At 40.2% G+C, this 22,156-nt stretch carries 14 protein-coding genes; 10 read left to right on the top strand and 4 right to left on the bottom strand.

Going from position 1 to position 22,156, the window contains the following annotated elements; translation table 11 throughout:
* The first annotated feature begins 4 nt into the window (after positions 1–4).
* Positions 5–1,912: a family 20 glycosylhydrolase gene (locus RI844_RS14690; protein WP_348395420.1), complete on the top strand. Its 1,908-nt coding sequence runs from the start codon at positions 5–7 to the stop codon at positions 1,910–1,912.
* A 487-nt stretch (positions 1,913–2,399) separates the two neighbouring features.
* Here RI844_RS14690 and RI844_RS14685 read toward each other — a convergent pair whose 3' ends face one another.
* Positions 2,400–2,756, bottom strand: coding sequence for a hypothetical protein (locus tag RI844_RS14685; protein WP_348395419.1), 357 nt, complete (start codon positions 2,754–2,756; stop codon positions 2,400–2,402).
* A gap of 578 nt (positions 2,757–3,334) precedes the next feature.
* On the opposite strand from RI844_RS14685, the gene RI844_RS14680 reads away from it, so the two are divergent.
* From RI844_RS14680 to RI844_RS14670, 3 genes are all read left to right on the top strand, one after another.
* A complete protein-coding gene (locus RI844_RS14680; RefSeq protein WP_348395418.1) occupies positions 3,335–3,619 on the top strand; it encodes a hypothetical protein in 285 nt (94 codons plus the stop codon).
* Positions 3,620–4,413: 794 nt separating this feature from the next.
* Positions 4,414–4,821: a hypothetical protein gene (locus RI844_RS14675; RefSeq protein ID WP_348395417.1), complete on the top strand. Its 408-nt coding sequence runs from the start codon at positions 4,414–4,416 to the stop codon at positions 4,819–4,821.
* Between the two features lie 165 nt (positions 4,822–4,986).
* On the top strand, positions 4,987–5,346 hold the full coding sequence (locus RI844_RS14670) for a hypothetical protein (RefSeq protein WP_348395416.1): 360 nt from the start codon (positions 4,987–4,989) through the stop codon (positions 5,344–5,346).
* Positions 5,347–5,884: 538 nt separating this feature from the next.
* Here RI844_RS14670 and RI844_RS14665 read toward each other — a convergent pair.
* The 3 genes from RI844_RS14665 to RI844_RS14655 all read right to left on the bottom strand — a co-directional run bounded on the left by RI844_RS14665 (position 5,885) and on the right by RI844_RS14655 (position 11,483).
* The gene (locus tag RI844_RS14665; RefSeq protein WP_348395415.1) at positions 5,885–8,335 is read right to left on the bottom strand and encodes a sugar-binding domain-containing protein; all 2,451 of its coding nucleotides are present in this window, start codon (positions 8,333–8,335) and stop codon (positions 5,885–5,887) included.
* 26 nt (positions 8,336–8,361) lie between these two features.
* A complete protein-coding gene (locus tag RI844_RS14660) occupies positions 8,362–9,873 on the bottom strand; it encodes a sulfatase family protein (RefSeq protein ID WP_348395414.1) in 1,512 nt (503 codons plus the stop codon).
* A 110-nt stretch (positions 9,874–9,983) separates the two neighbouring features.
* Positions 9,984–11,483, bottom strand: a complete 1,500-nt coding sequence (locus RI844_RS14655; protein WP_348395413.1) for a hypothetical protein — start codon at positions 11,481–11,483, stop codon at positions 9,984–9,986.
* A gap of 346 nt (positions 11,484–11,829) precedes the next feature.
* Here RI844_RS14655 and RI844_RS14650 point away from each other — a divergent pair, with 346 nt between their 5' ends.
* The 6 genes from RI844_RS14650 (at position 11,830) to RI844_RS14625 (ending at position 22,149) form a co-directional block, all read left to right on the top strand.
* Complete coding sequence (locus RI844_RS14650; RefSeq protein WP_348395412.1) at positions 11,830–13,209, top strand: sulfatase-like hydrolase/transferase; 1,380 nt, start codon at positions 11,830–11,832, stop codon at positions 13,207–13,209.
* 27 nt (positions 13,210–13,236) lie between these two features.
* Complete coding sequence (locus RI844_RS14645; RefSeq protein ID WP_348395411.1) at positions 13,237–16,572, top strand: glycoside hydrolase family 2 TIM barrel-domain containing protein; 3,336 nt, start codon at positions 13,237–13,239, stop codon at positions 16,570–16,572.
* An 81-nt stretch (positions 16,573–16,653) separates the two neighbouring features.
* On the top strand, positions 16,654–18,129 hold the full coding sequence (locus RI844_RS14640) for an arylsulfatase (protein WP_348395410.1): 1,476 nt from the start codon (positions 16,654–16,656) through the stop codon (positions 18,127–18,129).
* Positions 18,130–18,132: 3 nt separating this feature from the next.
* Positions 18,133–19,608, top strand: a complete 1,476-nt coding sequence (locus RI844_RS14635) for a sulfatase (RefSeq protein WP_348395409.1) — start codon at positions 18,133–18,135, stop codon at positions 19,606–19,608.
* A gap of 27 nt (positions 19,609–19,635) precedes the next feature.
* On the top strand, positions 19,636–19,965 hold the full coding sequence (locus RI844_RS14630; protein WP_348395408.1) for an EF-hand domain-containing protein: 330 nt from the start codon (positions 19,636–19,638) through the stop codon (positions 19,963–19,965).
* 72 nt (positions 19,966–20,037) lie between these two features.
* Entirely contained in the window at positions 20,038–22,149 is a 2,112-nt protein-coding gene (locus tag RI844_RS14625) for a LamG-like jellyroll fold domain-containing protein (RefSeq protein WP_348395407.1), read from the top strand.
* Positions 22,150–22,156: the final 7 nt, after the last annotated feature.

Below are 22,156 nucleotides of genomic sequence, written 5' to 3'. Positions count from 1 at the left end.
AATTATGATTAAAATAGTTTTAAGCCTGTTAGTAGGCGTATTATGCTGCAGCGCTCAAGCCGACAGCAACTCTAACTCTGAAATTTATGCCCCAATGGCTGATATCAAAAATCTACGTTCGGCCAAAGCTGCGTTGATCCCCTACCCTGAAAACATTCGTTGGGGTAATAGGACTTATCAAGGCAATCATATCACTGAGGTGATTAAGCCGTTGCACTTCTCTGAAAGTGAAGAGGCATATAAACTAAGTATTAATGAACACGGTATTAAAATTCACGCCAATCACCAACGTGGTTTATTTTATGCCAAAGTAACATTAAAACAGCTTGTCGGTGAAAACGAAACTTCATACCCGTTTGTCGAGATTGAAGATGCTCCAGCCTACAAAATTCGTGGTGTAATGCATGATGTAGGCCGAAATTTCCAGTCTATAGCTGCACTTAAAGAGCAATTAGTGCATTTATCTCGTTATAAATTAAATACCTTCCATTGGCATTTAAGTGATCATCCAGGCTGGCGCATTGAGTCGATTAAATACCCACAACTTAATGACAAAGCCAATTACCGTCAAAGCCGTGCTCCGGGTAGTTTTTATAGTTATGCAGAAATTATCGAATTAATTGAGTTTGCCAATCAGCTCAATATTAACGTTATACCTGAACTAGATATGCCTGGCCACAGTCAGTTTTTTACTAACACCTTTGGTTTTACCATGGGCTCTGAACAAGGCCGAAAAATTTGTCTGGATTTATTACAGGAGTTTTTTGAACAAGTACCTCGTTCATTGGCTCCTATAATTCACCTTGGTGCCGACGAAGTAAAAATAAAAGATCCAGAGGTCTTTATTCAATTGATGGTCGATAAAATTGAAAGCCAAGGTCGAACGGCCGTGGTATGGGCCCCAGGCCTTGCGCCGCTATCAAAGACCATATCGCATACCTGGAAAGGTCAAAATCATTACCCTGAACGTCAAACACTGGATTCAGTTGATTTGTATACCAACAAAATGGACCCGTTTAATACCTTAAACCAAGTGTATTTTAAACGTATAAATGGTAAATACAGCGCTGATAAAACGGTAAGCCTAGGTGGCATTATTGCCACCTGGAATGATGTGAACGTCGACGACGAAAGTGAAATTCTGCGTAACAATCCATTTTACACATCAGCGCTGACTGGTGCGGAAGTTCTGTGGAAAGGCAACAAAACCGGCAGTAACCAATACCAGTTTCAGTTTCCGCCAGTTGGCTCTGTTGAGCACACTATGCTGGCAGAATTTGAACAGCGATTATTGCTCCATAAGCGCCGCTATTTTTATGACAATGATGAAATCTTCTTTTATCGCCCGCAAGCCAATGCGCAATGGCAGGTAAGATTGAACAATAACGCTAACTCTAAGCCAGGAAATGATGCCAATAAAATCAGCAATTCAGAACAATTGTATGGTGGTAATACCCTGGTATTCAAAACCCGTCAATCACGAGGCAATATCAGCGCTGGCTATTTTCAAGATGTCGCAGTGGGCACTAAGCTATCCGCGACTAGAGTTATCCACAGTGATAGTGCCAAAAAAGTTAAACTGTTTGTGGGTATCAATATGCCAGAACGATCGCATCGTATGTGGCAAGGTGTTCCAGAACAAGGTCAATGGGATGCGTTTGGCTCAACAGTGAGCCTCAATGGTAAATCGTTAGCACCACCAACATGGCGTAAACCAGGCAATCTAAAAATATTTAGAAGCGTTTGGCGTTCTCCCATTAAAGAAGAACCTTGGTCAACAGAAGATCTGTATTGGTTGCGTGACCCCGTTATTGTTGAGTTAAAGGCAGGTAATAATGAGCTAAAAATTAACAGTCAACTCGGCTATAAGCACCAAGTTTGGCAAGTAAGTGCCTGGATTGATGAGATTTAGCAAGTAAGCTGATCTCAGTTAGAGTGAGTGCTTAACGTTTCACTCTATGTTTTTACAACAAAGCGAATCCTAAATGGATTATTTTGGCTCTATTAGCGTTAATTGTTGAAAGACAACACTTGAGTAAAATTCGTATAACATTTCCAGCTTTTTGACATGAAAAATGGGACTACCTTTCGGTAATCCCATTGAAACTCATCCGTCCCTTCAGTGCCATCAGCGGTAGTAGAAAAACACCGTCATTCCCGCGAAAGCGGGAATCCATGATTTCGGCTGCTTTGTGCCAGGAACTGCCATACGATATTAGAAAAAATATACCGTCATCCCACTGTGTTTTTGAGTGGGATCTCCTCCAGTTTTAAGGTGACTTGAACAGGCTGGTTTGTGCCATGAACTGCCATTTAAATATTTATTAGAGTTTATCTTAAATCAGATAGAGGTAAATATGATGAATAAAGGAGAGAGGCTTTATTCATCAATATAATAATTAATGATGCCCTGTTTCAAAGTGGTGGCATGCGTAATAACCTAAAGATTCATTAAGTTCCCATTCTTCCCCATTATCCTGTGGACAAGGCTGTCCATGATAAAGATCTTGACGAATGAGTAGCTCAGTTCCTAGAAACTCTGATCCATCCTCTGAATAGACATTGACAGGTATGGCTGGTTGTGAGAAATCTTTCGCTCGCCAGCAATGTGTCCAATTGCTGGGGCCAGCATTGAAGCAATCAAAGCCAGCTTTGACTTGTTTTTCGGCATTGTTTCCTGCTACTGCAATGCCTGATAAGGCAAATAGTGTAGTTGCTGAAATTATCAAAATTGATTTTTTACTGAAGGGGGTCATTTCAATTTCCTTTTATAGGGTAAAATTACCTGCAATAAATAAATTGAAACTCATTCAACAACTTTGCAATTCCAATATAATTTAGTTGCAAACCATAGGTTCTACTTCAAAAGAGTTAATTGAACTTGTACATTAGGGTGCTGTGTTGCATAAATGACTTAAACTAAATTTTGTATATAGTCGCTCAATGTAATCTTTGGCGTAAGGTATAGTTCAAAATCTAAAAAAATCAAGTAAGATAAATGTTGTATTTGTCGTAAAGTTATCCATATTGGAAAATTACGGTATTTAACGAATGAACTGAAGACAGCATAAATTAGATTATGCTGGTGATGTAACCAACGGCCGTTTGTCGCTCATTGCAGACGAAGACGACTGCTAAAAACTTGTGTTTTTACAATAACATCAGATATAGTGATATTACAAATAATTAACCTGCCCAACGGCGGTTAAGAGCTATTAACGGTCAGTCATTACAGACGGTCGTTATGGATTAAAATCATGTGGGAAGGTGGAATAATTCCATGTTCCATACATTTTTCCACTTAATAAAACTGTTGATATAATCAAGGGTAATCATGTCTCAAGAACCATACAAAACTCCCGATTACAACTTCGAATTGAAGGGGGGATTTTCTAACGCTAAGTTTAAAACGTATTCAGATGTCCCATGGTTTCGGAGGCAATGGGCATTTTGGTTGATGTACTTTACAATCAGTCCAGTAGCACTTGGTATATTGGTATTTGGTGATATTTATTATGTAAAAAAGGGAACTGTTGTTTCGTTCGGTTTAGCTAATAGAATTGTTGCGGTTATGTTCGTTGTATTTATTCTGTTTTCATTATTTTCACCAAATTCATAAAATCGAATACTTTTGGTGCGATAGATTCGATATATGTACATCAATTTATGAACAGCCATCTAACGGCTAGAATGAGCGAGCAGCGGTCACTCAAAGAATGATTGTTGTTGATAAGTTTAACGTGTCAAAAAGGTGGGGAAATGCGCTTTTCTTACACCTTCCCATTTATTAAAATTACTATGTGTAGGAGAGTTAGCTAGTGAAATATCAAATCCCATTGTTAATTTTACTTTTATTTCTTACTCTAAACGTAAAAGCACAAAGTGAAATCAGGTTAACGGAACTAAAGGCTACTTCAGTTACACAGTCGAAAGCAATTGAGTCAATAATTAGTAGTCTTATTGCTAGAGGCCATACGCCGAAAGAGTTTTTTGTTAAGACCACAGAAAATGATGAACTGTATATATTTATTCTTACCCATCAAGATACTTACATACCTGATAATAACCGTGTAGTAGGCAACCCAAGTGGTAAAGATCATGAATGTAGGTATCATAAGTTAAACCACAAGCTTATTTCATGTCTATATTATCAATAGATACACGTAACATGAGATTGTAGTGTTAATACCTACAAATGGCACAAATTTGACCTTAAGCTACTGAAAAGGTTAAGGTCTCATAAGAGCGATTAGCGGACCGTTTGAATACTCAAATGACTTAGAAACAATTCACTTCCTTCATATACCTGTCATTAGATAAATAATTAATAAAAAATTAACATGCATTCAATAGACTAAAAGCTGAAAGTGGTTATTCTACTAAGAGCGAAAATCGAAAGTAAAAACAATCTGAATGAAAGAATTTAAATCTCAAATAATAGTTGATAGGAAGCTTTATAATAAACGGATAAGGTTAATGTTTGTTTTTATTATTTGCGTATTATTTGCTTTGTATTTATTAGAAATAGTTAGTTTTGATATGCTAATTATGGTTATTACGTTTTTTGTCGTTAATGTTTTAATATCCTTATTCAATATTGAAACATCTACACCTGACCAATTAGTATTAACTAATGACGAACTGATTTACAAGAATGATAAGTCTACCTATTGGCGGGTAAAGAAAAACCTAATATCAAAAGTCAAAAAAGAAAAGAATTACACTATCTTCTGTCTAATAAATGGTGATAGTTTTAGCGTGAATTCTAATTTATTTTCTGAAGAAACTTGGAATGATTTAGCAACTGAAATTTCGATATAAGAACAATTTTTCAAATAAGAAAAACAACGTAGCTTATTGAAAGTGAATGACTTAAATGAGTGATTAGGCGACATAAGCCTTTGAATACAGAGTCGGCATTTCTACAGCTTAAATGCCGATTTTTTCTTTACAATAAGATGTTAAATTACCACATGGAAGAGTGTTGTGTTCAAATTCGTTTCTAAAATTCTAATTGCACCACTAGATTGGTTTGTGAGCCTAACAGCCTACTCAATATTCATTTGGTGCTATGCCCAATTAGTTTTAGCGCCAGCTTTTTTGTTGGCTTTACTATGTTCTATAAGTTTTAGCTTTGTGTCTATTGAAAAGGCTATTATTCTTCTACGCTTTTCTGGTTTTTTCGGTATCATTATTGGTTTGTTTTTTGCGGAGCATATTCGTAAAAAGTACAGTGTATTTGGTTTTCTTGGTTATATTGCAGGACATCCAGAAATTGATGGCAGGCAACAACCTGAAAAAGGTATAGTTTTTCGCAATGGTAATTTAACAAGGCGCTCAACATGACAAATAAAACTGTCACAGTTTTTGCAAAAGACGCAAAAAGCAGTGCCATCATTAATTGCACGTTAGCTTGGCGTTAACTCCAATATATTAGAAATTGCTAACAGGCAGCTCCTGGCACTTTATTACCGTTCAGGATTTACTTTAATTAAGTCACAGCACGCTTAAGGAGGTCCCTCATCTCGTTCCACTCGTGGGGGGGATATGACGGAGTATTTTTTCTGATATTGTATTGCCGTTTCGGGCCCTGAGCCGACCAATTGAAGATTTCAATTCAAGTCCAAAAATCTAATTTATCGATTTACAATACGATCAATGAGATCCCGTTTTTCAACGGGAAGACGGTGTATTTTTTCTAATCTTGTATAGCTGGTTGTGACACTTGTCAGATCAATTGATAGGCCCTGAAACAAGTTCAGGGAGTTTATGCTTTCTTAGTTCATAATGATCTTTGATTAGGTTTTTCTCGACGGTAACTTTGTGAAAGTTCATCTCCTATTTTTAGTCATTTCAAGATAGAAAGCGTCAGAAACTAACCTTGCTAATGGGCGACAATAGTAATGTGTTGGCTAGTCAGGCTCGCAGCACTTATCGTTACTTCAATATCACCACTTTGATCTGTGGCTTGTACCAGTGCTAATACTTTACCCATAAACGCTTTTCTGGTTGGCACTTTATGCGGTGCCAAATCCAAAATATCTCCATTTTCAACGCCAATCAGCCGCCCAGGACCTTCGATATTTATTGTTACTAGATTATTAGCACTAGGGAGCATTACACCTTTGTCATCGACTATATCGATTTCTAGGTGAACAACATCGCGGCGATTAGCACTGATCATTGTTTTATCAGCCTTAATCGCTAACCCGGTAGCTTTACCCGCAGTTTGCACTATATCTTTGACAATCACTTTGCCGTTTGCATTTTTGGCGATGGCGGTTAAAGTACCTGACTGATATGGCACTTTCCACAGCAACTGCATCTCGTCGGTCATGATTTTCTCGCCTAGGGAGTGGCCATTTAACAACAGCTCAACCGAATATTGGTTGCTGTAAACAACCACAGGAATTTCAATACCCGCTTTACCTGGATGGGTCCAGTGAGGGTCTAGGTGCACCATAGGAGCTTTCGCCCACTGACTCTGGTAAAGGTAGTACACGCCTTTAGGAAATCCGGCTAAATCCAGCACACCAAAGTTGGCTGTGCGTGCTGGCCAGCCAAAAGACTCGCCAATGTAATCAAAAGCAGTCCAGCGAAACGTCCCTAGCAAATACGGCAGATCACGCGCCAATCTGATCTCTTCTCTGATAGGCATGCGCACCACCGAATTATCAAATGACGAGCCATATTTTATGTTCGCCTCTGGAAACACTTCCGTTTCGGTGAAATCCGCCAAGGGATAGACACTAGGTTTTAGTGCTTGCCATTTTTTTTCGTTGTTTTGAACTTCCCACGGAGCTGGATTGTCACGAGTACGGTAGCGCGTTTTAGAACGGTATACGCCGCGAGTATGCATGGTATGAGTCATTTCAGTGCCTATCGCTGGCAAATTCGGATATTCTTGATGGAAGTCAGGCATGGCATTAAGGTATTCACCATGACCATTAAAGCCAGCAATATCAAGATGCCCTCCCGCATAACCGCGGCCTTGAGTTATTGCCCTTGTGCTATCAAGCTGCTCAACAAAAGTTTTTATCCGCTTTTGTTGCTCACTGGTGTACTTTGGCACTTCATTACCAATGCTCCACATCACCACACTGGGATGATTACGATCACGCTTGATAAAGTCTTCAAGATCGCGCTGCCACCATTTATCAAAATACAGTCCGTAGTCGAATTTGGCTTTAGGTGTCCACCAACCATCGAACGCTTCATTCATCACAACAAAGCCCATTTCATCGGCCATTTGATAAAATTCTGGGGCAAACGGGTTATGGGTGGTCCTAATGGCATTAACCCCCATAGCTTTGAGCTTGATTAATCGGCCGCGCAAAACATCATCGGGTACGGCAGAGCCTACAGGCCCAGCGTCATGGTGCATACCAGCACCTTGTAAAATCAACGGTTTCCCGTTCAGTACAAAGCCACGGGCGGCACTAATTTCAATATTGCGGATACCAGTGCTGGTATCTACATTGTCCAATAATCGTTGATTCTGGCTGATTTTGCTGCGTACGGTGTACAATTTGGCTTGATCAACTGACCACAACTTGGGATTTTTGATTGTAAATTTTTGTTCTGTCGACTTTGTTACGCCTGCTGGCAACGCTACTGGTGTAGTTAATAGTGCAACAATCTGCCCTGAATCATCAATCACTTCGGTGCTTAGCATTACTTGTTGCGCTTGGGCTAAACGATTACTAATTTCTGTAGTCACCATTAAGTCAGCCTGAGTTTCACTGACATTTTCGCTACGCACCCAAGTGCCACTATAGGGGATGTGTACCTTGGCTTTAGTTGTTAACCAAACATGACGGTATATGCCTGAGCCGGTATACCAGCGACCGCTTGGCGCTTTGCTGTGATCAACACGTACCGAGATGACATTATCGCCAGGTTTAAGGTATTGGCTCAGATCATAGACAAAGCCAATATAGCCATAAGGCCGTTTGCCCAGTAAGTGACCATTGATGTAGACTTCACTGTTCATATAAACGCCGTCAAATTCAATTTCAACGTGTTTGTCACGCCAGCGTTCATCCCATTGCAGGTGCTTACGATACCAGGCAATCCCCGTAGGTAGAAACCCCCCACGATAACCTGCAGGATTATCTTGCTGATACTCCCCTTCAATGCTCCAGTCGTGCGGTAAGTCTAATTTGCGCCAGTTTTGATCGGCAAAACTGCTCTGTTTTGCCTCTGCGTCATCGCCTAAATAAAATAGCCAGTCAAAGTCAATGTTAACCCGCTGTCGGCCAACATTTTTCTCAGTTTCTGCATAACTATTGGCACAAAGCACTGTGAGTAATATTGCAGTTAGTAATGCTTTCATTTTTTAAACCTTTATTACACCAAAACCTAAAGAGATGAGCCTTTAATATTATTCTTCGCCCACTCTAGGTATTTACGCTTTAGCTCCTGAACAACTTCGGGAAAATCTTTGATTAGATTATTTTTTTCACCGGGATCGTTATCTAAATTATATAAAAATTCACCAAGCTCTATTTTCACCTGTTGTCTGTTTGCATACTGATCAGATTTAGCAAAACGATATTTCCATTTACCAGCGCGTACGCCAACTGCATGACCAGTATCCCAAAACAAAATGTCATGCGATAAATTTGGCTTAGCACCGCTTAATAAAGGGCTAAGATCTTGACCATCAATATGCGTGGGCACTGCGATATCTGCGGCTTGTAATATTGTAGGATATAAGTCCATGGCACTAACAACATTGTCTAATACTTTTGCTGTTGGGTATTTTTGTGGCCAATTCACTATCATTGGCACGCGTAGTCCGCCTTCATATAACGTATACTTACTACCATTTAACGGCCCGTTGTTAGCATAAATGGAGGTAGAACCGCCATTGTCACTGATATACACAACTAAGGTATTTTCGGCTAAACCTTGTGCTTTTAATGTGGTTATAATTTTGCCCACTTCGTTATCAAGATAAGACAATTGCGCTAAGTAATACTCCCGCCCTTGTGGGTTATTAGGATACATAGTGCTTTTATACCACTGCATAAAGCTTTCTTTTTCTGGTTGCCAATCTTGACGAGCTGTAAGTCCGTTGTCTTTGAGGTATTTTTCTGGCAATTGATGGGTAAAATTGTGTATGGCATTAAAAGACACTTGTAAGAAAAATGGTTGCTGGTCTTCAGCATTAACTGTTTTTACATGACTGCTGTAATCGGTTAAATATTTTTGCGCCTGCTCGCCAAATAATTCAGTGGAAAACCCTTGTTGATCAACTTGCTGGTCATTTACCCACATCGGCTCCATTTTCAGCGCCTTGGCCGAACCTAGGTTTTTTCCTGATTTTTTCGAGGCTTGCTTAATACGCTGCTTAAAATTAGTTTCTTGCTCAGCATTGTGGATCATATAATGCTTACGCCCACCGGCAAAACCATACAGACTGTCAAATCCATGGCGTAATGGAAAATTACGATTGTTAGTAGATAAGTTTCTGCCGTAATGGTATTTGCCAATATATCCGGTCTGGTAACCTTGGCTTTGCATAACTTCCGCTAACGTTGCAAATTTAGCATTTTCTAACCCTGAGCCACCATACCAATACCCGGAAAAGCGCTGCGGATAAGAGCCTGTAATTAAACTGGTGCGCGAAACATTACAAATAGGCGCAGCTACATAAGCCTGAGTAAAGCGAACACCCGTTTTGGCTAATGCATCTAAGTTTGGCGTGTTAACATCACTGGCCAAACCGGTAGCGCCAATATCGGCATAGCCTTGGTCATCACCAATAATCAATAACACATTAGGTCGCTGCTGTGCATTAGCCAAGGCAGTTTGACCGATAAAAAACATGGTCAGTAAAGACCTTAAGATAGTTTTGCTTTTTAACATCTTCAGTTTCTCTTTTAATAAACCGTCGAACCTGATTAAAAATCGGGTTCAACCGCAGCCATTTAGATACAATATTGATCTGATTGGCTGCGAATAATTAAGACGAATTTTTAGCTTTCAGCAAGCGCCGCCGGAATGGCAACCTTGGCTTTGTCAGCGGCAATACCGAGCTTTTGGAAATAGGTAAATTGATCTTCACCGGTGGCTTTACTCCACAACCAAACACTGTCATGGCCAGTAAAATTAAATTCGGTTGCTGGTACTAATTTACGCTTTAATTGAAAATAGCGAGCAACAACATCTTCACCATAGGTTGTTTCAAAATGGTCAATTATATATAAGTACTTACCATGAGTAATTGTCTTGCCAAAACTAATTCCTTCCTTAGCGCTCATATTTATCGGATCCCATTGCTTAAACCCTTCAGCTTTAACCGCTTTAGATATGCGGTTTGTTAATGTAGTAGAACCAATTTTAACGCCTTTTTCATAACCAATTTTCTTTGATGCCAGAGCTTGGGTTTTACTACCAACATGAATCGCTATGCCCTCCCCTGATAATGGTTCGCCATGAGGTAACACCCAAGAATGGGTTAACTCATGACCTAAAATACCAAAGTAGTTATCTTTGAACATGCTAATGCCAATGCGTTTACCATATGAAACACCACCGCCGCCAGTGGCTAATAAATCAATGGCAAAAATTTCGCCTTCACCATGGCCAGCAGCCATAGGTACGCCCATATATTTTTCAAGCTCTGGATAAATCACGTTATAATCTTTTAACACTTTTTCCACGATATGCGCTGAATAATCAGTGTAGCGAATCTGAAAACTACCCATATCTTTCACTTTGTCGGTAGGAATACTGTCAAGGTTGATTTCTTTTTTAACGGTTTTTCCCGACGCTGTTTGTTTAAATATAGGCTGCATCAATTCATAATTAGGAAACCTAAAATCATCAGCAAGCTGCTTGCCTTTCGTTTGAATTCGTTTAAATGGCGAAAAGCTTGATACCGTTACATGGCCTTTACCTTGTTCACGAGTTGCAATAACTGGATTATCACTTTCATCTGCCGCCAATACTTCCCACTCATATTTATCATCAAGTGCCAATAGGTTTACTTGTTTTGAAATTTCATATTCTTCACCGTCAGCGCTAAAAATTCGGCCATTGCTCATTTCTTTTGCAATAGCGACACCATATTCTTGTAAAAGTGCTCGAGCATTAGGAGACTCTTGCATAATTGCAGTGTTTACCAAAAACAGACCTCCACCTGCGGTTAAATACTTATTTAAATGAGCGACATCTTTTGCGGTGTAAAGCAAATCTTGGTTAGCACCAAGTAATACATTAAAAAGATTAATATCGGTTAAATTTATGGTAGATATAGTCGCTTGGCTTTGTATAAATTGTTGATTATTATTCCAATCTACATAACCATACTTACCACCAAAACTGTTAGGATTTTTCCATGCATAAAAAAATGAATAATGATGACTCACATCATTAATCATATTAATTTGCTGCTCGCTAGCTTTAGCTGGAATCACTGCAACACTGCTTAATAGCATCAATGCCGACAAGCATTTTTTCAAAAGGATTTTCATAGTACTCTCTTATTTAATCTTTCATTAATGGACTATTGACCGCCTTAAAAAATAAGATAAACAATAGTCACATTGCTTTCATTTAATGTATTTACATTTCAAAACCTAACTATGTACAGGCTAAAACCAAGTTACACCGCCTAGGTTTAGAAAACACAAAAACCCTGTAAACAACAGTCACACAAGTGAATTTACATTACTTTACAAATGAACCCACAACAATCAAGTGTAAATATAAGTAACACAATCTGAAAGCTTGTGAAAGAAAATCTTTCTGTTATGATAGAGAAAAGATAAACATATTATTAACATTGAGTGACTGGTGATAAACCAGTGAAAGAAAAATATGAAACCTAGTACTTTATTAACATTTACTTTTGCATTTCTTGTATTTACCCCGTGGCAAGTATTGGCATATACGAGCAGCGCACAACCAAACATTTTAGTGATTATTAGTGATGATGCTGGTTATAGTGACTTTAGTTTTAGTGGTGAAGCAAATTTCAATACACCGAATATAGACAGCATCAGTCAAAAAGGTGTTCATTTTCCGCAAGGGTATGTGAGTGCGTCTGTTTGTAGTCCATCTCGCGCCGGCCTTATGACTGGCCGAAACCAACAACGTTTTGGTTATTTTGATAATTTGCCACGTAAAGTGCCTGAAATATATTCACCCGAATATGCCGGTCTACCCGCAAGTGAAATAACGCTAGCCGAGGCATTGCAACAGCAAGGCTATCAGACGGCAGCCATAGGTAAATGGCATTTAGGTTATGGTGAAAAATTTCACCCAAATGTACAAGGATTTGATTATTTTTACGGCATTGAAAGTGGCTCACGATCTTACTGGCCGAATAAAAAAGGGCTAGGCCCGGCACAAGAAAATATGACTACCGTTAAAGATGAAGGTTATTTCACTGACACCTTAACAGACAAAGCCATTAACTACCTTAACAAGCAAGGTGAGCAACCGTTTTTCATGTATTTGTCTTATACCGCGCCGCATACGCCATTACATGCAAAACCAGAGCACCTAGCTATGTTTGCAGATATACAAGATAAAAAACGACGCGCCCTTGCTGCCATGACTTATTCGCTTGATCAAAATATTGGCCGCGTATTAAAAAACCTGAACGATAAAGGTATAGACAAAAACACCTTAATATTCTTTTTAAATGATAATGGCGGTACTGAATCTAATTCAGCAGGTAATCGCCCTCTTACGGGCTATAAAGGTACTGTATTAGAGGGTGGTTTAAGAGTCCCGTATGCTGTGAGTTGGCCTGCACAGATAAAAGCCGGTCAAGTAGTGAACATGCCAGCATCTTCATTAGACATATTTGCTACTGCAGTAGCAGCTGCTGGCGGCGAGCTAGCCAAAGATCGAGAATACGATGGTATTAATCTCTTACCTGTGATGACCGGAAAATCAGCTGCAGTTGAGCGTACATTATTCTGGAAACGTCACGGGTATGCCGCTGTGCGTCAGGGAGACTTTAAATTAATCCGCTTAAGTGATCGCCCAGCCTTATTATTTAACGTCAATGAAGATGCTGGTGAACATATAAATTTAGCCGAAAAACATCCAGACAAAGTAAAAGCTATGCTAAAAGCCCTTTGGCAATGGGAACGAAAACATCAACACGCCAAGTGGCAAACTAAAAAAAATTTTAACAATGAGTACATTGAAAAGCTGGATAGAGCTTTTAAACAAGTATCTCAATAATAAATAACACCAGATCAAGAGTTAATTATGTCCAACTATAAAAAAATATTCCTAGCAGCAACAATAAGTTCATTATTGTTTTCTTGTGAAAATACCAGTAAAGAGACTAATACAGCAAGTCTAGCCGGTGATTTTTCAATCGAGCAAGTAAAACACTATATTTCGAATGAGCAGCTTATTAATGAACACAAAGAAGACGCTCGTGCCTCTTTTACCTCGTATAGCTCAGTAGCTAAAGCAATCAATGACGACATTAGTGCCGCCAGCTTTCATCAACTGCTCGACGGTCAATGGAAATTTCATTGGGCAAAAAGCCCTGGGCAACGGCCATTAAATTTTTTCAAGCCTGAATTCGATGTTAGCCAATGGGATAACATCACAGTGCCAGGTAACTGGGAAGTTGAAGGCTATGGTTTACCTTTATACGCCAACCATGCCTACCCGTTTGCCGATAAAAAAGCGCCATTATCAACAGAAATGGAACACATCGGCGCCGTGCCTAAACATCCAGGTAAAGTACCTATGGATTTCAACCCTGTAGGCTCTTACCGACAAGATTTTAACTTGCCGAAAAACTGGTTAGAAAAAGAAACCTTCCTAAAAATTGATGGCATGAAATCCGGCGGTTTTGTTTGGTTAAATGGCAATTACGTGGGCTATTCACAAGGCAGTAAAACGCCGGCAGAGTTTAACTTGTCAAAATTTGCCAAGGAAGGGAAAAACACCCTAGCTATTCAGGTTTATCGCTGGACCGATGGCGCTTATTTAGAGGATCAAGATTTTTGGGACATTTCTGGTATAGAGCGTAGTGTAAGTGTTTATGCACAGCCGAAAATTCGTATCCAAGATTTTCAAGTAACATCTACATTAGACAGTAGTTACCAACACGGTAAGTTTGCTTTAACCGTTGATTTGAAAAATCACTTATCGGCTAATCAAGCCGTTAACGTAAATTATAAAATTATCGACGAGCAACAAAAAGTCGTGGCCACTGGCAAGCAAGATATCAGCATAAAGCAGCAAGCCAGTCTACAAAACTTCAATGCCACTATTGAAAACGTTAAATCCTGGAGCGCCGAACATCCTAACCTGTACACCTTAGTACTAGAATTGCAAGATGATAAAGGCACGACTCTAGAAGCCACCAGTAACCGTATTGGTTTTCGCAGTGTTGAAATTAAAGACGGTTTATTGTTAGTAAACGGCGTTCGCGTGACGTTAAAAGGCGTTAATACGCAAGAACATAATCCAGATACCGGGCATGTGATCACTGCAGAATTGATTGAAAAAGACATCCGTATGTGGAAAGAAAATAACATTAATGCGGCCCGTTTAAGCCACTACCCACAACCTGAAATGTTTTATAAACTCGCCGATAAACATGGCATATACGTTGTCGATGAAGCAAACATTGAATCGCACGGTATGTATTATGGCGAGCATTCATTAGCGAAAAAGCCTAACTGGGGTAAAGCTCATTTAGATCGTATTATGAGCATGGTTGAACGTGACAAAAACCACGCATCAGTGATTATTTGGTCACTGGGTAACGAGGCCGGTAATGGGGTGAATTTTCATGACGGTTACGACGCGATAAAAGCTTTTGACCACAGTAAACGCCCTGTGCAATATGAGCGCGCAGTTCGAGATAGAAATACCGATATTATTGTACCTCAGTACCCAAGCGTTGACCGATTTTTAAAAGAAGGTAAAAATCCAGGTGATCGCCCGTATATCCCGAGTGAATACGCTCATGCAATGGGTAACAGTACCGGTAACTTCCAGGATTACTGGGACATAATTGAGCAATATGACAACCTGCAAGGTGGTTTCATTTGGGACTGGGTTGACCAGTCAATTTGGAAGACCGACGAGAATGGCAATAAATACTACGCCTATGGTGGTGATTTTGGTGAAAACGTACCAACCGACAATACATTTTTAAATAACGGTATTGTATTCCCAGACCGTACGCCGCAACCGGGTTTATATGAAGTGCGTAAAGCGCACGAGTACATAAACTTTAAAGTTGAACAACAAGACAGCAAATCCGTTAAAGTTTTGTTGGAAAACCTTTATGACTTCACCAACCTGAAAGATTTTACCCTTAGTGCTGAAATAAAAGCTGATGGACTCGTTGTTGAAACCATTGACTTAGACCAAATTTCATTGGCTCCACATCAAAACAAGGTAATTAACTTAGATATTTCTGCGATTAATGCCAAGCCAAATACCGAGTACTTTTTGCACTTTTCGGCACGATTAAATAAAGACTGGGGCATGCTAAACAAAGGTTTTGAAGTAGCTCGTGAACAAGTGGCATTGAAACAACTAACTCACACCACACAAATTGCAGACAACAACAGTGGCAAATTGAATTTGGCCGAAACAAAACAGCAAGTTACGTTCACCTCTTCGCAATTACAGCTAGTAATAAACAAGAGCAACGGACAAATTGTATCGTACCAACATCAAGGCAAAGAGTTGTTGAATGACGAGCAAGGACCTCAATTAAACTTCTGGCGAGCACCTACCGACAATGATGTTGGTAGTAAAATGATGTATAAAAATATCAATTGGAAAGAAGCAACGCTGCAACAATCACTAACTAAATTGTCACACAAAAAAGTAGGTGATAACTACCAAGTAACTGCTACTTACCAACTGCCGGGTATTAACACTAGCGCAACCACAGTGTATGACATTTACGCTAATGGACAAGTTAGTGTTAAAAATACCTTAGCTGCAACCAAAGAAAAATCCGATTTACCGCGATTTGGTATGCGTATGCAACTGGCTAAGCAGTACAGTAATTTAAGCTATTTTGGTCGTGGGCCTTGGGAAAACTATCAGGACAGAAAAGCTTCAGCATTCGTTGATCTTTATCACTCAACAGTAGCCGAGCAATACGTACCTTATATAAGACCACAGGAAAACGGTTATAAAACTGACGTTCGTTGGTTGGCACTTACTAACGAATCAAGTGATGGTTTGCTTGTTGTTAGTAAAGATATAAACGCACCTATCGGGTTCAGCGCTTTACATACACCGAACGAAGATTTTGATATTACTAACAGCCTTGAATACAAGGGTATCAATCGTAATCAGCATCATAAATACAACGACAAAGGTGAACTTGTTGGTGATTTAAGTAAGCACACGGTAGATATTGTTGAACAAGATTTAGTGCAGTTAAATATTGATCAAATGAATCGCGGAGTCGGTGGTAACAACAGTTGGGGAGCCAAACCTGAAAAGGCTTACCTAGATTATGCCAACCAAACTATCAGTTACGGCTTCACCTTGATGCCAGTAACAAAAGCCAATATAGACGCATTACTTAAGTTAAGTAAAAAACTGTAAAGAAAATACCATCAACAGGCACTTAATTTATGATTAAGTGCCTGACTTAAGTACCAGTATAAATTAAAGAGCAAAACGAAAATGAAGACAAAATTATCCTTAATCGGGTTGAGCTTATCTGCAACGATTGCCATAACAACAAGTTCACCAGCATTGGCAGACAAGGTGGTCAAAGAACAACCTAATGTTATTTATATTCTTGCTGATGACTTAGGTTATGGCGAAGTAGGTGTATACGGCCAGGACAAAATTCTTACCCCCAACATCGATCAGCTTGCCAAAGATGGCTTGCGCTTTACTCAGCACTATTCAGGCTCAACGGTTTGTGCCCCTACCCGTTCAACCATTTTGGAAGGTAAGCATACCGGCCATTCTACCGTTCGTGGTAATTGGAAAACCGGTAAAGGTCGTGAGCAAGGTAATTACCCATTACCACAAGATTCGCGCACTATTGGTCATATATTTCAGGAAAAAGGCTATGCCACCGGCATTTTCGGTAAGTGGGGCTTAGGCGGCAAAAGCTCTACTGGCCATCCAGCGAAACAAGGTTTCAATGTATTTTCTGGTTATTTAGATCATAAACACGCCCATAACTACTATCCAGATTATATCTACCGCTTTGGTAAGGAAGTTGAGTTAGATAACAATGTTAAAGTGCATGGTTTAGGTAAAAAGCCCTCACAAGATTACAAAAGTTACCTAGGTAAAGAATATGTACCTGATTTAATGCTTGAAGATGCATTAACGTTTATCAATAAACAAAAGAGTAAACCATTCTTTGTCTATTACCCACTTACTATCCCTCATGTTGCCTTGCAAGCCACGGAAGAAAGCTTGAAAGAATATGTAGGTAAATTTGAAGAAGTTGGCTATACAGGCAAAGGTTATACCCCTCATCAGTACCCGCGTGCAGCTCATGCCGCCATGGTCACTCATATGGATAAACACATAGGTACACTAATGGCCGAACTTAAAAAATTAGGTTTGGATGACAACACCATAGTGATGTTTTCTAGCGACAATGGCCCATCGGTTGAAGGCGGCTATGACAATGTGTTTTTTGATGCCAGTGGCGGTTTAAGAGGCCGAAAGCGCGATCTTTACGAAGGTGGCATTCGTGCGCCATTGATCGTCAAATGGCCAGGTGTAGTAAAAGCTAATACGGTCACTGGGCATATTTCTGCTCAGTGGGATTTGATGAATACCTTTGCAGAAATCACTGGTAACCAAGGCAATAACGATAGCAATGGTGTGTCTTTCTTACCTACGTTAATAGGCGAAAGTGAAAAACAACCTCAACATCCTCACTTGTACTGGGAGTTTTGGGAAGGTAAAGGCAAACAAGCAGTGCGTATGGGAGATTGGAAAGGCGTTCGTTTAAACGTTAAGAAAAATCCAGACGCTGCCATTGAGCTTTATAATTTAGCCCAAGATCCAAGCGAGCAAAATAATATTGCCGAAAAACACCCGGACATTATCAAAAAAATGAAACTGGCGATGCAAGATAGAACACCATCAGCTAGAGCATCGTGGAATCCGAGCAGTAATAAAGGATAGAAAATGAAAAAGTTATTAATCCCCTTAGTTGCCAGTCTTGCTCTCAGTCATGCAGTGAGCCAAACAGCGCAAGCACATGGCCAAGCTGAAACAGCCAAAACCAAACAACCTAACATAGTATTTATCATGCTTGATGATTGGGGCTGGCAAGATGTTGGTTACATGGGTAGTGAATATTACCAATCACCTAACATTGATAAATTAGCTGAAAATAGTTATCGCTTTAACCAAGCTTACAGTGCCTCTCCAAACTGTGCACCAACACGGGCAGCATTTATGTCGGGACAATACAGCCAGCGTACTGGAATTTTTACAGTAAACAGCTCTGCTCGCGGTAAACCACAGAAACGTCGTTTAGTACCAACACAAAACACCAAGGTACTGGCAGATGATGTGGTCACGTTAGGTGAAAGTATGCAAAACGCCGGCTATCACACTGCCTTTATGGGCAAATGGCACTTAGGTGCTGGTGATGAAGGTGGTCCGTTAGTACAGGGATTTGACGTTAATGTTGCCGGCAATCACACAGGCACACCAAAGTCATATTTTTCACCATATAAAAACTCAACCATTAAGGACGGTCCTAAGGGTGAATACCTGCCGGATAGATTAAGTAAAGAAGCGGCAGATTATATTAAGCAAGATCACGATAAACCGTTCTTTTTGTTTTTATCACACTATGCCGTACATACGCCAATGAAGGCACCAAAGGAAACTATCGCTAAGCATAAAGACCGAAAAGGTAATGAATACCAAAACCATCCAATTTATGCGGCAATGATTGAACACAGCGACAATAGTGTCGCCAATGTTTTGCAGGCATTAGAGGATAAAGGTATTAGCGATAATACCTGGGTTATTTTAACATCGGATAACGGCGGTCACAGTGGCGTGACTCAAGCACCCGATTTGCGCGGCGCCAAAGGCATGTTATACGAAGGTGGTATCCGCGTGCCGCTGTTAATAAAAGCACCTAAACAGCAACAGCAAGTAGTGATTGAAGAACCTGTATCAACATTAGATTTCTACCCTACTTTAGTTGCCTTGGCTAACGGTAAATTACCGACAACGCAGCCGATAGATGGTGACAATATTTTACCGTTATTAAGCGATAAAAGTTTTGATCGCGAGGCAATATTCTTTCACTTTCCGGCGTATTTAGAAGGCGGTAAAAAAAGCAAAAGCCTGTGGCGTAATTCGCCAAGCAGTATGATCCGCATGGGCGACTACAAACTGATCGAGTATTTCGAGTATGGCCAGTTAGAACTTTACAACGTCGCTAGCGATTTAAAAGAAACTAAAAACCTCGCATTAGTAGAGCCTAAAGTAACCGCAAAACTATACCAGAAGTTACTACAGTGGCGTAAATCTACTAATGCTCCAGTACCCACAGAGTTAAACCCTAAGTTCAGTACAAAATATGAACTGAAGCGCGACTCTTATGTGACCTGGCCACAAGTACAACAACAATTAAAATAACAGCAAAAGTGAAATAAGGAGAACGTCATGTTCAACACAAAAGTTATTGCAACAGCGATTATTACCACGGCATTAATGTCTCAATCTGTGTATGCCAAAAGTGAGGCTTTAGCAGAACGTAAAGATAAGCAAGCATTTCAAAAAATTGACCACAATAAAGATGGTAATGTCTCTATTGAAGAGTTTTCGATGCAAGCGAAAAAAGGCAAAACACCATCAGATAAGCAAATAAAAAAGAAGAAGAAGCTGTTTAAACAAATAGATGGTAACAAAGATAAGAAAATTACCAACGGTGAATTTTCAAGCTACCAGTCTAAACAACGCGCTAAAAAAGCGTCGAAAAAGAAGAAAAAATAACTTCGCTTATCTCGCCCACTTAGTCACCTAGGTGGGTTAAAAATCAAAATCGCAAATCAAGGATTTATTCCCATGTTTGAAATATTTTCTAAACGTGCGCAGCCTTTTACTTCGAAATTGGGTAAAACGCACTTATCGCTTAAACAGTTTTCGGTAATGCTGTTATTAACTTATCCAATGAGCAGCATCGCGGCTTTACCTGATCAACTCACCCTGAATGTTGGTGATATCGACGACGATGGTGCTGAAGAAACGGTGGTGTTAACCAAACGTTCTATGCGCTCGGCAACAAACCATAAGTTACTAACTTGGGATGCAACTCACGGTTACCAAGAAATTACGCCACCAGAAGTACGCACTTATCGCGGCTATGTGCAAGACGATATTTCAATGCGGGTGAATGCCAATATAGAACCAGGTAATAAAACCATGAACGCCAACTTAAGTGACGGTCGTGGCTTGAATTATCGTTTAACTGAATTAAAAGTGAAACTGCCGAAAAGCTCAAACAAAGCAAAATCTAAAACTAAATCAAATACAACAGCGCAAGTCAGCAACGGCAATAAAATGGTAGCCTTTAAGGCAGATCGCGTTGTACCAACCAAAAATGGTTATATTATCCCTCCACATATTATGCGCCGTTTGGATTACGCGTTAACCGTTGATAATACTTATGTTGAGGCACTAGATGCCGACATAGAAGCGATTGTCGCTCGCACCGAACAGCGGATGAATGACACCGATGCCTTTTACGCCCGAGATATGGGGTTAGCGCTGGAAATTAACTGGATGGTGATCAACTTAGATGAAAATCCAGCAAAATGGCAAAATGAATGGACTAATGTTCATGCAGAAAATGGCGCTAAGTTTGATGTTCGTGGCCGATTCAAGAAAAAAGGCGGCGCAGGTGCCGCGGGAGATTTATTTAAAGACGCTCGTCATTCACTTGGCCGACCAATCGCCTACTCCGGCGGGCACGGTCATGAACTCGGTCATACCCTAGGTGGCGGTCACTATTCCTCTTGGTCTGATACCTTAAGTGGCGCGGACTCTAATTTAGGAGCGGGTACGATTGAGCGCATGATAGGTAACGCGCAAATAGCCACAGAACAACAGTCTCCTGAAATTCACTATTCCAGTCCAATTGCCCCGTATGCAATGGAAGATGTTGCCACTATGTTGGTCAATACCAGCAAAGACATTGATGTATTAGAAAATGATTATGACGGCAATGGTGATGATATCCACGTCAGTTATGTTGATAGCAAAACCAAAAATGGCGGCTCAATAAAAATCGTTAATGGCAAAGTGCGTTATACCCCAGCTAAGAATTGGCAAGGACAAGACGAGTTTGCCTACCATGTCAGCGATAGCTCTGGCATTAGCAACCGACACGGTTACGTGAAAGTTGCGGTGCACAATAATGGTTTAGCCAGTCATATAAAATTTGATGAAACCCGTGGCATCAGCATTAAAGACAGCGGTCCATTTCAAGCTCACGGCGAGTTAGGCGGTAAAATGGCCTTTAATGGTAAAAGCTCAGGTGGCGCGGTTAAAGGTATTATCGGTGGTGCGATGGCAAAAGTAGATGCTAAAAAAGGCCGCGCAGAATTTCCGGGAACAGGTGATCCATTAGATGGTGACTTGTCGGTGTCGTTATGGGTTAAATATCAAGATAAAGCTCCTGAAACAGAAGGAGTGATCATTGCCAAAGGTGGCGCGGTAATCACAAAACGTTTTGGTAACCCTAGAGGCGGCTGGGATATTGGTCATACCGAAGACGGCCGGTTCCGGTTTGAAGGTAACTTAACCCGTGATTCAGAATATACCTTTAATAAACCTCAATTTGACTTAGAGTCGAGTGAGCAGATCAAGCAGAATACTTGGTACCATTTAGTGATGGTGATTGATCGCAGCAGCCAGCAATTAAAAGCTTGGGTTAATGGCAAGCCATTAACCCAAACAGGCTTTGGCACGACCATAGGCCAAGGGGCTATTCACCATTCCCATTATCCGTTGGTGATCTTTAATGCGATGAAAGGTGCCTATAAAGTAGATACGCCAATTACCGTCGATGATGTACAAATTTATCATTCAGTGTTATCACAACAAGACGTATTGGCCTTATATCAACAGCCCGGTAATCAAATCGTCAGCGGCAACGTCTCATTGGTTACGGAATAAATAGGAA

It is taken from the genome of Thalassotalea fonticola (assembly GCF_032911225.1).
Classification (GTDB): Bacteria; Pseudomonadota; Gammaproteobacteria; order Enterobacterales; family Alteromonadaceae; genus Thalassotalea_A; species Thalassotalea_A fonticola.
This window is presented reverse-complemented; position numbering and strand designations above follow the sequence as displayed.

Excerpts from the sequence above, each read along its gene's own strand:
- RI844_RS14690 (WP_348395420.1), top strand. The coding sequence starts at position 5 with ATGATTAAAATAGTTTTAAGCCTGTTAGTAGGCGTATTATGCTGCAGC.
- RI844_RS14685 (WP_348395419.1), bottom strand. The coding sequence starts at position 2,756 with ATGACCCCCTTCAGTAAAAAATCAATTTTGATAATTTCAGCAACTACA.
- RI844_RS14680 (WP_348395418.1), top strand. The coding sequence starts at position 3,335 with ATGTCTCAAGAACCATACAAAACTCCCGATTACAACTTCGAATTGAAG.
- RI844_RS14675 (WP_348395417.1), top strand. The coding sequence starts at position 4,414 with ATGAAAGAATTTAAATCTCAAATAATAGTTGATAGGAAGCTTTATAAT.
- RI844_RS14665 (WP_348395415.1), bottom strand. The coding sequence starts at position 8,335 with ATGAAAGCATTACTAACTGCAATATTACTCACAGTGCTTTGTGCCAAT.
- RI844_RS14660 (WP_348395414.1), bottom strand. The coding sequence starts at position 9,873 with ATGTTAAAAAGCAAAACTATCTTAAGGTCTTTACTGACCATGTTTTTT.
- RI844_RS14655 (WP_348395413.1), bottom strand. The coding sequence starts at position 11,483 with ATGAAAATCCTTTTGAAAAAATGCTTGTCGGCATTGATGCTATTAAGC.
- RI844_RS14650 (WP_348395412.1), top strand. The coding sequence starts at position 11,830 with ATGAAACCTAGTACTTTATTAACATTTACTTTTGCATTTCTTGTATTT.
- RI844_RS14645 (WP_348395411.1), top strand. The coding sequence starts at position 13,237 with ATGTCCAACTATAAAAAAATATTCCTAGCAGCAACAATAAGTTCATTA.
- RI844_RS14640 (WP_348395410.1), top strand. The coding sequence starts at position 16,654 with ATGAAGACAAAATTATCCTTAATCGGGTTGAGCTTATCTGCAACGATT.
- RI844_RS14635 (WP_348395409.1), top strand. The coding sequence starts at position 18,133 with ATGAAAAAGTTATTAATCCCCTTAGTTGCCAGTCTTGCTCTCAGTCAT.
- RI844_RS14630 (WP_348395408.1), top strand. The coding sequence starts at position 19,636 with ATGTTCAACACAAAAGTTATTGCAACAGCGATTATTACCACGGCATTA.
- RI844_RS14625 (WP_348395407.1), top strand. The coding sequence starts at position 20,038 with ATGTTTGAAATATTTTCTAAACGTGCGCAGCCTTTTACTTCGAAATTG.